We start from the raw sequence: 13,479 nt of genomic DNA on the forward strand, positions 1-13,479 counted from the left end.
ATGGGCTCAGCCGATCACGAACAGCGGCTGGTCGAATTCCACCGGCTGGCCGCTCTCGCACTGGATGGCGAGCACGGTGCCGGCGGTTTCGGCCTCGATGGGATTGAACATCTTCATCGCCTCGATGATGCCCAGCGTGTCGCCGACCTTGACCGACTGGCCGACGGTGACGAAGGCCGGCTTGTCCGGCGCCGGCGACGCATAGAAGGTGCCGACCATCGGTGCGCGCACCACCGTGCCTGCCGGCAGGTCCGGACCGGGGCGCGGGCTGCCGCCGGTGGCGGCCTCAACCGGCGAGCTCATCGGCATCGGCGCGGCGGCGACTGGCGCGGGCGCGGCGACGTAGGTCGGGGTCGGCATCGCCACCGTGCCGCCGTTGCGCGACAGGCGGACGGACTCCTCGCCCTCCTTGATCTCGATTTCGTTGAGGTTGGATTCTTCCAGCAGGTCGATCAGCTTCTTGATCTTGCGCAGGTCCATGGCGTCTCTCGTGGGGGCTTTATGGGGAGGAAGGGGCGGCCAGCGTGGCACGCGCCCTGTCGAAGGCATGCAGGTAGCCGTCCGCGCCGAAGCCAGCGATCACCGCCTGCGCCACGTCGCTGAAATAGCTGTGGTGGCGGAAGGGTTCGCGGGCATGCGGGTTGGACAGGTGGATTTCGATGAAGGGCAGGCCGACCGCCGCCAGCGCGTCGCGCAGGGCGACCGAGGTGTGGGTGAAGGCGGCCGGGTTGATCAGGATGTAGCTGGTGCCGTCGTGGGCGGCGGCCTGGACGCGCTCGACCAGCACGTGTTCGGCGTTGGATTGCAGGCAATCGATGGCGATGCCGGCCTGTTCCGCGCGTTCGCGCAGCGCGGCGTCGATCTCGGCCAGCGTGGTGGTGCCGTAGACCGAGGGCTCGCGGCTGCCGAGCAGGTTGAGGTTGGGGCCGTGCAATACCAGCAGTCGGCGCATCGTCCCGTTCCGGGCCATCAGGAGGCGGCAGTGTGAGTGATGTCGATGATGCTGTCCAGATCGCCGATGTTGGGCGAAATTCAAGCAAATGTTTGAGTGGCGGTGCCGCGGCGGGATTCGACATCGGCCCAAAAGAAACGGCCCGCCGGAGGGCGGGCCGTCGATACGCCGTGGAAGGCGCGACCGGTCAGACGGACAGGTCCTTCTCGACGTCGGCGGTCTTCATGCGGGCCAGGGCCAGGTTGGCGCGGTCCTTCAGCAGCACGACGTAGATGAACAGGCCTTCGCGGGCCTTCATCGGGCGGATGATGTGGTACTGGCTGGTCAGGGTGATGAGGATGTCCTCGATCCCCTCGCCCTTCAGGCCCAGCGACTTCATGGTCTTCATCTTGGCGCGCACCACTTCGGTATTGCCGGCGCCGGCGAGGTCGAGGTCGATGCCCGAGCCGGCCTTGCCGAGCACGAGGCCGCTGTTGGCGTCGACGAGGGCGGCGGCGACGCAGCCGTCGATGCTCATGAGGTTGGCGAGCGAGTCCTGGATATTGGCCATTTTTGAGTCCTTTTTGGTTGGATTGGAACGGGAAACGGGTCGGCACCGGGGAGAGGGAAGGGAACGACGCTCGATGCCCGCGCGCGTCCGCTTTTTCGAAAGGGGTCAGCCGGCGATGAAGGCCGCTTCGGACAGGGCCTGGGCGCAGTAGCGCGCCTGGGCGGAGACGATGCCGACGTTGGCCTCGTGGTTGGCGGCGGTCAGCAGCACCATGCGGTTGCCGGGCGCGGGCAGGCGCTGGACCACGGCGATGCCGGTGGCGGTGGAGATCAGCACGTCGCGGAAATTCTCCTGGCCCAGTTCCTTGCCGAGGGTCTCGCCCAGCCCGCAGACCGAGCCGGTGATGGCGGCCAGCCGCGAGGCGTTCACTTCGCGCATGGTCTGCACGCAGGCCAGCTGCATGCCGTCCAGGGTGGACAGGACCATGCAGTAGGCGCCCGGGATGGAGTCGATGGCGTCGCGCATGCGCTGCAGGCATTCGGCCTCGCGCGCGAGCGGGAAGTACTTGGCCCAGCGGCGCTGGTCGGTTTGGGCGTCATGCGGCATGGCTGGCTCCGGGGGCGGGGGCAAGGACTTCGAGCAGCAGGTTGAGCGCGTACAGCACGTCGCGCCGCTGGCGGGGGTCGATCTCCAGCACCGGCATGTCATGGCCGCGCTCGCGCACGTGCCGGGCGAAGTGCTGAGTGGAATAGTCGTGGGTGGCCTGGTCGACGTGGGTGACGACCAGCAGGCTGGTGGTGCTGCGCAGGGTCTCGGCGAAGCTGTCCAGATAGCCGTCCAGCTCCTGCAGCGGCGCCGGGTGGCGGGCGTCCAGGAAGAACAGCGCGCCGATGGCGCCGTCGGAGATCATCGGCCAGATGAACTCGAAGCGGCCCTGGCCGGGCACGCCGTACAGGCGCACCACGTCGCCGCCATCGAGCGTCATCTCGCCGAAGTCCAGCGCCACGGTGGTCAGGCGGCTTTCGTCGGAGGCGGGCACGTCGGTGCTGACCGGCGGCAGGTCGCTGATCGCCTTGATCGCGGTGGACTTGCCGGCGCCGGGCGGGCCGACGAACACGATCTTGAGGTCGCGGTCTTCGCCGGTATGGATGTCCATGTTCATGCCGCCAGTGCGCGCAGGCGCGAACGCAGGCGGCCGAGCAGGCCGGTCGGGGCTTCGCGGCGAACCGGCATCTGCACCACCCACCGGGCGGGTGGCTTCGCCGGAGGCGGTGACGCGGGCGTGGCGGTAGGCCAGCAGCAGCGACAGGCCATGGCGGGCGCGGGCGGCGGGGATGCCGGCGGCGATCGCGGCATGGCGCAGCTGGCCGATGCTGTCGCCGCGGCGTGCCAGCCGCGCCAGCAGGCCCAGCCACGGCAGGCTGTCGGCTTGGGCGGAGAGATTCGGCCAGGTGTCGAGCGCGATGCGGGCGTTCTCGTCCTCGTGCCAGCGGGCCAACGTGGCGGCGGATTCGCCCGCGGCCGGCAGCGCCCAGCAGACCTGTTCCACCGAGACCGGGTGCAGCGGGCTGCCCTTGGCGGTGCGGCGCGCGAAGTCATCGGCAGCGACCGCGGTGATGCTTTCGACGGCGTCGTCCTGCAGCAGCGGCAACATCTGCGCGACCGGCTCGGACAGGTGCGCGGTGGCGTAACGGCCATCGACCAACAGGCTGCGGCCCGAACGCAGGCCGAATTCCACCGGCCCGGCATGGCGGCGGCCGAGCAGCAGGTCGAGCAGCGGCGCCTGCGTCTGGGTGGTGGCGGCCACCGGGGCGCTGGTTTCAACCGGGGTGATAGTGGGCGATGCGGCGCTGGCCGGCGTTTCGGCCACAGCAGGCGCCGTGGCTGCCAGACCGGACGCGGCCAGGATGCCTTCGATCAGGCCGGTAAGCGCTTCGGACAGCGGCATCAGGCGGATCGGGCGTTCCAGGCGCGCTTCGCCATGCGCACTGTGCAGGTGGACGAAGCCGGCATCGGCATCCGGCGACAGGGTGATGTCGGCCGTGTTCTGGGTCACCACCACGCAGGGCACCGGCAGGTGGCTGGCGAGCACGCGCATCGAAATCTGCGCATGGCTCTGCTCAGTGGCCGGCAACTGGCCGATGGCGACTTCGACAGGGGGGTGTGACTGCAGGGGAGCGGTCATGGGGGATCCCGGGCGGGGTAGGACAGGGCCTGCAACTAAGCAAGGGATGTGCCATGTGTGTGCTAACGCCAAACAAGCTGAATGCGGGGTCCGGGTGGATCATCATTTTTATGAACACGGTCACGCCCAGTGTTGCACTTTTGGTCACCAATGTGGACGGGAACAATCAATTCGCGTCAGTATGTGACCAATACGCGACATCGGTTTCAGATGTGAACGGTCCGACCCGTTGCTTGCGGACGACACCCCGCGCATCCACCAGCACGCTGTAGGGCAGCACGCCGGCTGGATTGCCCAGCACCACGCCGGCATCGCGCGGACCGGCATCGTCGCGGTAATGGGGATAGGGGGATGGCCGGCGCGCCAGCCAGTCGTGGACGGCGGCCGCCTCGTCCAGCGCCACGCCGACCACCTGCACGCCGTCGTTGCCCTGCTTTTCGTGGAAGGCGGCGAGTTCCGGCATCTCCTTGATGCACGGCCCGCACCAAGTGGCCCAGACATTGACCAGCACCGGGCGGCCGTTGGGCAGGGGGAGGTCGATGCGGGTGCCGTCCAGCGTCATCACGCTCACTTTCGGCAGCGGCTCACCACTCCGGGCGATGGCCAGCCCCGCCGGCGCGTCGCGCTGGATCACCGCCTGCAGCGCGCGCTGGCCGAGTTCGGTGCGCCAGATCGGGCCCGGCCCGTTCACCACGAAAGCCGCCACCAGTCCGACCGCGCCGGCCAGCAGCGCGATCCACAGCAGTTGGCGGGTCTCGCGCTTCACCGGCCGGCGGCCGCGGCGCGCAGGGCGTCACGCGCGATGGACGGCGTCAGCAGCGTCGGCAGCAGCACCGGCTGGCCGCCGCCGCGCGGATAGACCACGTAGAGCGGCAGCCCGACCGCGCCGTGTTCCTGCAGGAAGGCGGAGATCTTCGGGTCCACGTCGGTGTGGTCGCCGACCATATAGATGGCGTTGGCTTCGCGCAGCGCCTGGCGGAAACCGTCGCGGGCGAACACCGCGCGCTCGTTGGCCTTGCAGGTGACGCACCAGTCGGCGGTGATGTTGACGAAGACCGGGCGACCTTCCGCGCGCAACTTCGCCAACAGTTCCGGGGAATAGGCGACGTGGTCGGCTTCCGCCAGCGTGGCCGCCGCCGGGGCCGGCCGCGACACGCCGCCGATGGCGTGCACCGCGAACGCGCTGCCGGCCAGCGCCAGCACCGCGAGGCCGAGCGCCCACTTCTGGCCGTGGCGACGCGCATGCGTCCACGCCCACAGCGCCAGCGCCAGCGCGATGGCGGCCAGCGCCCACAGCCCGAACGCATCCGCGCCGCGCTGCTGCGCCAGCACCCAGACCAGCCACGCGGCGGTGGCGTACATGGGGAAGGCGAGCAGCTGCTTCATCGTCTCCATCCACGCGCCCGGCTTGGGCAGCCAGCGCGCGAACGCGGGCACGAAGCCGATCAGCAGGAACGGCAGCGCCAGGCCCAGGCCCAGTGCCAGGAACACCGCCATCGCCAGCGGCGCCGGCGCGACGAAGGCGTAGGCCAGCGCGGCGCCCATGAACGGCGCGGTGCACGGCGTGGCCAGCACCACCGCCAGCACGCCGGTGAGGAAATCGCCGCGCCAACCGGCCTTGCGCGAGGCCGCCAGTCCAGCCTGCGGCACCGCCAGCTGCGCGTACCAGAGCCCCGACAGCGACAGCCCGAAGGCGAACACCACCAGCGCCAGCGTCGCAACCACGCGCGGCATCTGCAACTGGAAGCCCCAGCCGATGCCCTGCTCGACCAGGTGCCCGCGCAGTGCCAGCACGATCGCGCCGAGCACCGCGAACGTCAGCAGCACGCCCGCCGTGTAGGCCAGCGCGTGGCGGCGCGCGTGCGCCCGGCTCTCGCCGCTCTGCGCCAGCGACAGCGCCTTGAGCGAGAGCACCGGCAGCACGCAGGGCATCAGGTTGAGGATCAGCCCGCCGCCGAGCGCCAGCAGCAGCGCGGCGAACAGGCCGACGCGGGTGCGCGGTGCCGCGGGTGCGTTGGGTTGGGGGATGGGCGATGTCGCTTCGGGCTGCGCATCGGGCGTGGTGGGCGATGCGGCATCAGGGGTTTGCGGGGCGACAGCGGCCTCGACGCCCGCCGAAGCCGGCATCGACACCCCATCGGCATTGATCGGCGCGGGTGGCAGCGCGACGCCTGCCGTGCCGCTGGCCGAAGCCGCGACGGGCGCCTTCGATACCGTGGCGCCGGCCGGCAAGGTCAGCGCGATCTTCCGCGTCATCGGCTCGTAGCAGATGCCGTTGTCCTGGCAGCCCTGCAGCTGCACCTGCACGTTGACCGGCAACGCGGCGGCGCTGGTACGCAGCAGCGGCACGCGGACTTCGGCCTCGTCGAAATACACCTGCACCTGGCCGAAGTGCTCATCGCGATAGGGCTTGGCCTTGGGCCACGCCGGCTTGCCGACGGTCACCGTCTCGCGTTCGGCGCTGACGCCGATGCGGGTGCGGTCGCGATACAGGTAATAGCCCTTGGCCGGGGTGAAACGCAGCAGCACGGCATTGCCGCCATCGGCGATGGCTTCGACCCGGAAGGCCTGTTCCGGCGGCAGCGGCCGCGCGTCCTGGCCCGCCAGCAGGCCGCCCTGCGTGCCCGAGCCGCCACCGAGCCGCGCGCCGAGCGCGGCGAAACCGGCATCGCCGCCGCCCTCGACATCCACATTCGTGCCGCCGGGCAATTGCACGTTGAGCGTACGGGTCTGCGGCGGATAGCAGACGCCGGCATCGGCGCAGCCCTGGTATTTGATCCGCAGCGCGAGCGCGCTGGTGCCGGCATCGGCCTGGCCGGGCAGGCTGGCGCGCATCTCGCCGCGATAGGTTTCGACATCGCCGAAGAATTCATCGCGATGTTTCTTGCCCCCCGGCATCTGCAGCGCACCGGCCCGGAAGCCGCTTCCCAATACCTCCACCTTGGTGCGGTGGCGATACAGGTAATAGCCGGGCGCGATCTTCCAGCGCACTTCGATGCGGTCGCGGACCGGCGCGCTGGCGGAGAGCTGGAACACGCTGTCGACCGGCGGCAATTCGCTCGGGTCCATGGCCTGCGCGAAGGCGGGCAGGGTGGCGAAGGCGAGGAGGAACGCGGCGGCGCGGGCAATCAAGGTCATCGGGGGCTTGGGCTCAGGGCGCGGGGCGGGTTTCGGCGCGCACCCAGTCGAGGTAGGCGGCGAGGCCATCGGCGGCTTCGACCGCGACCAGTTCGGGAAGTTCGTGGGGATGCAGCATCGGCAGCCGCTCGCGCAGGGCGTCGAAGCGATCGTGGCTGGTCTTGATGATGAGCAGCAGTTCGTCGTCACGGGTCACTTCGCCCTGCCAGCGGTAGGTCGAGCGCAGGCCGGGCACCACGTTGACGCAGGCCGCCAGCCGCTCGTCCACCAGCGCGGTGGCGATGCGCCCGGCGCTGTCGGCGTCGGGGCAGGTGGAGAAACAGATCAGCACGGACATGCGTACAGGGTAACGGCTCAGGCCGCGGTGAGCGTTTCCAGCACGGCGTCGCCATAGCGTTCCAGCTTGCTGGCGCCGATGCCGCCGATCTCCGCCAGTTCGCCGTGGTTGGCCGGGTTGCGCGCGGCGATTTCGCGCAATGTGCGGTCGTGGAAGATGACGTAGGGCGGAACGCCCTGTTCGCGCGCCAGCCGGGTGCGCAGTTCGCGCAGGGCATCGAAGCGCGGCGCCTGCTGCGGGGTCAGCGTGTCATGGGGCGATGCCGAACCGGCACGCCCGCCGCGACCGGCCTTGCGTGGCGCTTCCCGACGCAGCATCACCGGGCGGCGCTCCTTGAGGATTTCGGCGCTCGTTCCGGTCAGGCGCAGGCTGCCGTGGCCTTCGGCGTCCACCGCCAGCCAGCCGCCCGCGACCAGTTGCCGGAACACGCCGCGCCAGGCACGGGCGTCGAGTTCGGTGCCGATGCCGTAGGTGCTGAGCTGGTCGTGGCCGAACTGGCGGATGCGCTCGCCGTCGCTGCCTCTCAATATGTCGATGAGATGCCCGGCGCCGAAGCGCTGGCCGCTGCGGTACACGCAGCTCAGCGCCTTCTGCGCGGCGAGCGTGGCGTCCCAGCTTTCCGGCGGCGACAGGCAGTTGTCGCAGTTCCCGCAGGGCTGTGGATAGGTTTCGCCGAAGCTCGCCAGCAGCACCTGTCGGCGGCATTGCATCGACTCGCAGTAGCCGACCAGCGCGTCCAGCTTGCGGTGTTCCAGCCGCTTGCGGGCGTCGTCGGCATCGCCCTGTTCGATCATCTGCCGCAGCAGCACCAGGTCGCCCAGGCCGTAGCACATCCATGCTTCGGCGGGCTCGCCGTCGCGGCCGGCGCGGCCGGTTTCCTGGGTGTAGCCCTCGACCGATTTCGGCAGGTCGATGTGGGCGACGAAGCGCACGTCGGGTTTGTCGATGCCCATGCCGAAGGCGATCGTCGCCACCATCACCACGCCGTCCTCGCGCAGGAAGCGACGCTGGTTGGAGGCGCGTGTCTCCGCGTCCATGCCGGCGTGGTAGGGCAGCGCGTCGATGCCGTGTTCGCGCAGGAAGCCGGCGGTGTCTTCCACCTTGCGCCGCGACATCGCATAGACGATGCCGGCCTCGTCCGCGTGCCCGCGCAGGAAGTCGAGCAGCTGCCGGCGCGCGTTGTCCTTCTGCACCACGGTGTAGCGGATGTTGGGGCGGTCGAAGCTGCCGGCGAAGTGGCGGGCGTCTTCCAGTTGCAGGCGTTCGGCGATCTCGCGGCGGGTCGGTGGATCGGCGGTGGCGGTCAGCGCAATGCGCGGGATGCCGGGCCAGCGTTCGTGGAGCAGGGTGAGTTGGCGGTATTCCGGGCGGAAGTCGTGGCCCCATTGCGAGACGCAGTGCGCTTCGTCGATGGCGAACAGGGCGATGTGGCTGCGTTCCAGCAGCGACAGGAAGCGCGGGGCGAGCAGGCGTTCGGGCGCGACGTAGAGAAGGTCGAGTCCGCCGGCCACGAGTTGGCGTTCGACGTCGGCGGCGGTGTCGGCATCCAGCGCGGAGTTGAGGCAGGCGGCGGCGACGCCGAGCTGGCGCAGCGCATCGACCTGGTCCTGCATCAGCGCGATCAGCGGCGAGATGACGATGGCGCAGCCTTCGCGCAGCAGGGCGGGCAGCTGGTAGCAGAGCGATTTGCCGCCGCCGGTGGGCATCAGCACCAGGGCGTCACCGCCGCCGGCGACGTGCCCGACGATCTCCGCCTGCGGGCCGCGGAAAGCGGGGTGCCCGAAGACGCGTTGCAGGGTGTCGAGGGCGGGGTCGGGGGCGGAATGCGGCATGCGGAAAGGATAGCGAGGGAGTGTCTCAGGGCTTAAGTCGGGAATCGGGCGGCGTCGTGGATTCGGGGCGCTAGTGCGTTCATAACGAAGGCTAGGTATTCCCGAATATCCAGCAAGAGGTGTGGAGGGGGTGGGCGTTTGCGTATAGCGCACCAAGGGTGAGGTGGGTGCGCTTTCGCGCCACTGGCGCGAGCGCCCGCCGAACGCCTCGAGCGCTGCGAGAGGCCGGACCGCGAAGCGGGTGCGCGGCAGCGCATCGGACATGGATGTCCGCTTGCGCTGGGGAGCAAATGCCCGCCTCCTCCATACCGGGCCGAAGCCGGCTCTTGGCTTTTTTAAAGGCTCAGAAATCGGAGCGGCTTCGTCACCGCGACTCCCGGGGCAGCGGGGGTGTGCTTTCCGGCGCGAGCGAACGTCCTGTTCGACGCGCCGCCGCGCGCCATCCATGGCGCGCTATGCGCACACCCCCGCTGCCCCGGAATCCGCTGCAGTGCCGAGCCTGTGGGTTGCGAGGGTTTGGATTTCTGTTTGGCAGAGGCGCAACAGCAAATGACTTCGCCATCCCCGATCCCCGATCCCCCGATCCCCGATCCGTCTAAAACCCGGCCAAACGGCCCCCAGCCCCCGCAGCCCTTGAATCCCTCGTCGCCCACCCCATCTCCAAGGCATCCCGGCGCGGCGCTGCTCGCGCCCGGCGGCTTGGCACTCCTGGGTGCCGACTGCTAGAATCGTCGGGTTTTTCCACCCTAATCAATAACTTGAGAGATTCGCCATGAACATCAAGCCACTCCATGACCGCATCGTGGTCAAGCCGATCGAAGCCGAAGAACTGTCCGCCGGCGGCATCGTGATCCCGGACAACGCCAAGGAAAAGCCGACCAAGGGTGAAGTGGTCGCCGTGGGCACCGGCAAGGTGTTCGACAACGGCCAGGTCCGCGCCATGACCGTCAAGGTCGGCGACAAGGTGATCTACGGCCAGTACGCCGGCAGCGCCTACAAGGACGGCGGCACCGAATACAAGATCGTGCGCGAAGACGACATCCTCGCCATCCTCGCCTGATCCCTCTCCCCCATCATCTAGTCAAGGATTTTCGAAATGGCTGCCAAAGACATTCGTTTCAGTGAGGACGCCCGCGCGCGCATGGTGCGCGGCGTCAACGTGCTCGCTAATGCCGTGAAGGCGACCCTCGGCCCGAAGGGCCGCAACGTGGTGCTGCAGAAGAGCTTCGGCGCCCCGACCATCACCAAGGACGGCGTGTCCGTCGCCAAGGAAATCGAGCTCGCCGACGCGTTCGAGAACATGGGCGCGCAGATGGTGAAGGAAGTCGCTTCCAAGACCTCCGACAACGCCGGTGACGGCACCACCACCGCGACCGTGCTCGCCGCCGCGCTGATCCGCGAAGGCATGAAGGGCGTGGCCGCCGGCATGAACCCGATGGACCTGAAGCGCGGCATCGACGCCGCCACCAAGGCCGCCATCGAGGAGCTGAAGAAGATCAGCAAGCCCACCGCCGACGACAAGGCGATCGCCCAGGTCGGCACCATCTCGGCCAACTCGGACGACTCCATCGGCAACATCATCGCCGACGCGATGAAGAAGGTCGGCAAGGAAGGCGTCATCACGGTTGAAGAAGGCAACAGCCTGGACAACGAGCTGGACGTCGTGGAAGGCATGCAGTTCGACCGCGGCTACCTGTCGCCGTACTTCGTCAACAACCAGCAGTCGATGTCGGCCGAGCTGGATGATCCCTTCATCCTGCTGCACGACAAGAAGATCTCCAACGTGCGCGACCTGCTGCCGGTGCTGGAAGGCGTGGCCAAGGCCGGCAAGCCGCTGCTGATCGTGGCGGAAGAAGTGGAAGGCGAGGCGCTGGCGACGCTGGTGGTCAACACCATCCGCGGCATCGTCAAGGTCTGCGCGGTGAAGGCGCCGGGCTTCGGCGACCGTCGCAAGGCGATGCTGGAAGACATGGCCATCCTGACCGGCGGCACGGTGATTTCGGAAGAAGTCGGCCTGTCGCTCGAGAAGGCGACCATCAAGGACCTCGGCCGCGCCAAGAAGATCCAGGTCTCGAAGGAAAACACCACCATCATCGATGGCGCCGGTGAATCCGCGGGCATCGAAGGCCGCATCAAGCAGATCAAGGCGCAGATCGAAGAGACCTCTTCCGACTACGACCGCGAGAAGCTGCAGGAACGCGTGGCCAAGCTGGCCGGCGGCGTGGCGGTGATCAAGGTCGGTGCCGCGACCGAAGTCGAGATGAAGGAAAAGAAGGCGCGTGTCGAAGACGCCCTGCACGCCACGCGTGCGGCGGTGGAAGAAGGCATCGTCCCCGGCGGCGGCGTCGCGCTGATCCGCGCGCTGACCGCGATCAAGGGCCTGAAGGGTGCCAACGAAGACCAGAACCACGGCATCGAGATCGCCCTGCGCGCGATGGAAGCGCCGCTGCGCGAGATCGTGACCAATGCCGGCGAAGAGCCCTCGGTCATCCTCAACAAGGTGAAGGAAGGTTCGGGCAACTTCGGCTACAACGCCGCGACCGGCGAGTTCGTCGACATGGTCGAAGCCGGCATCCTGGACCCGACCAAGGTCACCCGCACCGCGCTGCAGAACGCCGCGTCGATCGCTGGCCTGATGATCACCACCGAAGCGATGGTGGCCGATGCGCCGAAGAAGGACGAGCCGATGATGCCGCCGGGCGGTGGCATGGGCGGCATGGGTGGCATGGATTTCTGATCCGGCTTTCCCGCGTCACGCGACACCGCAAGAAAAAAACCCCCGCAGCGATGCGGGGGTTTTTTGTGGGCGCGAGGGCAGCCGGGCGCTGATGGCTTGCCACATGGTTAGAGTCGGTGCTGGGAGCCCTTGGGGGAGGTCATCCGGTATGCGCGTTCTGCTGTTCCTGCTGCTGTCCGCGGTTGCCGGTTGGGCCCATGCCGCGCCGCGCGTCGACATCGCCTGCCTGCCGGGTTCGAGCCGGATGACGCTGGTCGAAGCCCGCGCCGCCGCCGAAGGGGACTGGCAGGCGGGGCAGCCCGAGCTGCCGTTCTCCGGTGGCCTCAACCGCGAGTGGTGCCGGTTGAGCGCGCAGGCGCCGGGCGATGACGGCCTGATCGTCGAGTTCGATGGTCGCGCCGTCATCTCCATTTCCGTGCCCACCGTCTATGCGCCGGGAGCCGACACCGGCCACCGCCTGCGCGACGGCAACGGCGGGCAAGGCAGCTTCAGCCACCGCATCGTGCCCACCCTGCGCGTGTCCGAGGCGATGGAAGGGCAGCCGTATTACCTGCGCTTCGAAGGGCGCCGCCCGCCGGACACCGTGATCACCCGCGCCAGCGGCCTGGAAGACTTCGTGTATGCCCAGCGGCGTGCGCATGAGTTCGATGTCGGGATCATCGTGGCCATGGCGATGCTCGGCATGATGGCGTCGATCTTTGCCTTCCAGCTCGGTCGACTGGTGCTGATCTACCTGGGCGTGTGGGTGCTGGCGGTGCTGGTGCAGCGCGGCATCGAGTCCGGCATCCTTCTCGACTGGTTCCCGATGTCCGAACGCGCGCGCATCACCCTGCAGGCGTTGAGTGTAGGCATCGCGGTGGCATCGTCCACCGTCTTCAGCAGCTTCTATCTCGATTTCAGGACGCACTTCCCGCGCGCGGTCTGGCTGTTGTGGCTGCTGGCCGCCGCCGTGCTGTGCCTGTGCCCGATCCAGATCTTCTACTACAGCGAACCCCTGCGCCTTTCGCTCAACCTGGTGGTGCTGGCGCAATTCCTGATGGTCATCTCGATGGCGGCGTGGCGGGCATGGCGAAGGGATGCGTCCGCGCGCTACTTCATGCTCGGCTGGGCGCCGGTGCTGGTGATGTCGATCGTGCGCACCATCGGCCTGATCACCGGGCAACCCATTCCCGATTGGGCGGAGAATCTGTGGCAGCTGACCCTGGTCGGCGCGGTGTTCACCCTGCTCGCCGCCACCTCGCGCGCCGCGCGTTACGCCGAGCGCGAAATGCGCATCGCGCGTGCGCAGGCCAGCACCGATCCACTCACCGGCCTGCCCAACCGCAGCGCGCTGCAACGCAGCCTGTCGAAAGAGGTGACCGCCGCCCGCGACACGGCGCTGCCGCTGTCGGTGCTGTTCATGGACCTGGACCACTTCAAGCAGATCAACGACCGCCATGGGCACGATGTCGGTGACCGTTGCCTGCGCCATTTCGCCGACGCGATCCGCGCGCGACTGCGTGCCACCGATGTGCTGGCGCGGCTGGGCGGCGAGGAATTCGTGGTGCTGCTGCCGGGACTCACGCTGCCGCAGGCCCGGCACGTCGCCGACGACCTGCGCGCGGTGCTGGCGGCCGCGCCGATCATGCTTGCCGGCGAGGCCTGCCACATGACGATGTCGATCGGCGTGGCGCGGCTGCGCCCGGACGACAACGCCGAAAGCCTGCTCAAGCGCGCCGATGATGCCGTGTACCAGGCCAAGCGCGAGGGGCGCGACCGCGCGGTGCTGGAGCGCGAGGTGGAGGCGGTTTGAGGTTCGCTGCGACCAG

General features: G+C 68.7%; 12 protein-coding genes. 3 read left to right on the forward strand and 9 right to left on the reverse strand.

What is annotated here, in order from left to right; genetic code table 11:
* Window positions 1–6 precede the first annotated feature (6 nt).
* The 9 genes from accB to recQ all read right to left on the reverse strand — a co-directional run bounded on the left by accB (window position 7) and on the right by recQ (window position 8,934).
* On the reverse strand, window positions 7–480 hold the full coding sequence (gene accB / locus DCD74_RS12190; protein WP_112927527.1) for an acetyl-CoA carboxylase biotin carboxyl carrier protein: 474 nt from the start codon (window positions 478–480) through the stop codon (window positions 7–9).
* A gap of 19 nt (window positions 481–499) precedes the next feature.
* Window positions 500–952, reverse strand: a complete 453-nt coding sequence (gene aroQ / locus DCD74_RS12195; protein ID WP_112927850.1) for a type II 3-dehydroquinate dehydratase — start codon at window positions 950–952, stop codon at window positions 500–502.
* Between the two features lie 187 nt (window positions 953–1,139).
* On the reverse strand, window positions 1,140–1,502 hold the full coding sequence (locus tag DCD74_RS12200; RefSeq protein WP_112927528.1) for a hypothetical protein: 363 nt from the start codon (window positions 1,500–1,502) through the stop codon (window positions 1,140–1,142).
* Between the two features lie 105 nt (window positions 1,503–1,607).
* Entirely contained in the window at window positions 1,608–2,048 is a 441-nt protein-coding gene (locus DCD74_RS12205) for a roadblock/LC7 domain-containing protein (protein ID WP_162616020.1), read from the reverse strand.
* On the reverse strand, window positions 2,038–3,627 hold the full coding sequence (locus DCD74_RS12210; RefSeq protein ID WP_112927530.1) for a hypothetical protein: 1,590 nt from the start codon (window positions 3,625–3,627) through the stop codon (window positions 2,038–2,040). Before DCD74_RS12210 ends, DCD74_RS12205 begins: the two co-directional genes overlap by 11 nt.
* Window positions 3,628–3,793: 166 nt before the next feature.
* A complete protein-coding gene (locus DCD74_RS12215) occupies window positions 3,794–4,393 on the reverse strand; it encodes a TlpA family protein disulfide reductase (RefSeq protein ID WP_112927531.1) in 600 nt (199 codons plus the stop codon).
* On the reverse strand, window positions 4,390–6,765 hold the full coding sequence (locus tag DCD74_RS12220) for a protein-disulfide reductase DsbD family protein (RefSeq protein ID WP_112927532.1): 2,376 nt from the start codon (window positions 6,763–6,765) through the stop codon (window positions 4,390–4,392). The genes DCD74_RS12215 and DCD74_RS12220 overlap by 4 nt, the downstream gene beginning before the upstream one ends.
* Window positions 6,766–6,778: 13 nt before the next feature.
* Window positions 6,779–7,102 carry a divalent-cation tolerance protein CutA gene (cutA, locus tag DCD74_RS12225; RefSeq protein ID WP_112927533.1) on the reverse strand — a complete coding sequence of 108 codons (324 nt, stop codon included), beginning with the start codon at window positions 7,100–7,102 and terminating at the stop codon, window positions 6,779–6,781.
* A gap of 17 nt (window positions 7,103–7,119) precedes the next feature.
* Complete coding sequence (gene recQ / locus DCD74_RS12230; protein WP_112927534.1) at window positions 7,120–8,934, reverse strand: DNA helicase RecQ; 1,815 nt, start codon at window positions 8,932–8,934, stop codon at window positions 7,120–7,122.
* A gap of 772 nt (window positions 8,935–9,706) precedes the next feature.
* Here recQ and groES point away from each other — a divergent pair.
* The 3 genes from groES to DCD74_RS12245 all read left to right on the forward strand — a co-directional run bounded on the left by groES (window position 9,707) and on the right by DCD74_RS12245 (window position 13,463).
* Window positions 9,707–9,994, forward strand: a complete 288-nt coding sequence (groES, locus tag DCD74_RS12235) for a co-chaperone GroES (RefSeq protein ID WP_112927535.1) — start codon at window positions 9,707–9,709, stop codon at window positions 9,992–9,994.
* Between the two features lie 36 nt (window positions 9,995–10,030).
* Window positions 10,031–11,671, forward strand: coding sequence for a chaperonin GroEL (gene groL, locus DCD74_RS12240; protein ID WP_112927536.1), 1,641 nt, complete (start codon window positions 10,031–10,033; stop codon window positions 11,669–11,671).
* Window positions 11,672–11,819: 148 nt separating this feature from the next.
* On the forward strand, window positions 11,820–13,463 hold the full coding sequence (locus DCD74_RS12245) for a sensor domain-containing diguanylate cyclase (RefSeq protein WP_162616021.1): 1,644 nt from the start codon (window positions 11,820–11,822) through the stop codon (window positions 13,461–13,463).
* Window positions 13,464–13,479: the final 16 nt, after the last annotated feature.

The organism is Lysobacter oculi (assembly GCF_003293695.1).
GTDB classification, from domain to species: domain Bacteria; phylum Pseudomonadota; class Gammaproteobacteria; order Xanthomonadales; family Xanthomonadaceae; genus Solilutibacter; species Solilutibacter oculi.

Excerpts from the sequence above, each read along its gene's own strand:
- accB (WP_112927527.1), bottom strand. The coding sequence starts at position 480 with ATGGACCTGCGCAAGATCAAGAAGCTGATCGACCTGCTGGAAGAATCC.
- aroQ (WP_112927850.1), bottom strand. The coding sequence starts at position 952 with ATGCGCCGACTGCTGGTATTGCACGGCCCCAACCTCAACCTGCTCGGC.
- DCD74_RS12200 (WP_112927528.1), bottom strand. The coding sequence starts at position 1,502 with ATGGCCAATATCCAGGACTCGCTCGCCAACCTCATGAGCATCGACGGC.
- DCD74_RS12205 (WP_162616020.1), bottom strand. The coding sequence starts at position 2,048 with ATGCCGCATGACGCCCAAACCGACCAGCGCCGCTGGGCCAAGTACTTC.
- DCD74_RS12210 (WP_112927530.1), bottom strand. The coding sequence starts at position 3,627 with ATGACCGCTCCCCTGCAGTCACACCCCCCTGTCGAAGTCGCCATCGGC.
- DCD74_RS12220 (WP_112927532.1), bottom strand. The coding sequence starts at position 6,765 with ATGACCTTGATTGCCCGCGCCGCCGCGTTCCTCCTCGCCTTCGCCACC.
- cutA (WP_112927533.1), bottom strand. The coding sequence starts at position 7,102 with ATGTCCGTGCTGATCTGTTTCTCCACCTGCCCCGACGCCGACAGCGCC.
- recQ (WP_112927534.1), bottom strand. The coding sequence starts at position 8,934 with ATGCCGCATTCCGCCCCCGACCCCGCCCTCGACACCCTGCAACGCGTC.
- groES (WP_112927535.1), top strand. The coding sequence starts at position 9,707 with ATGAACATCAAGCCACTCCATGACCGCATCGTGGTCAAGCCGATCGAA.
- groL (WP_112927536.1), top strand. The coding sequence starts at position 10,031 with ATGGCTGCCAAAGACATTCGTTTCAGTGAGGACGCCCGCGCGCGCATG.
- DCD74_RS12245 (WP_162616021.1), top strand. The coding sequence starts at position 11,820 with ATGCGCGTTCTGCTGTTCCTGCTGCTGTCCGCGGTTGCCGGTTGGGCC.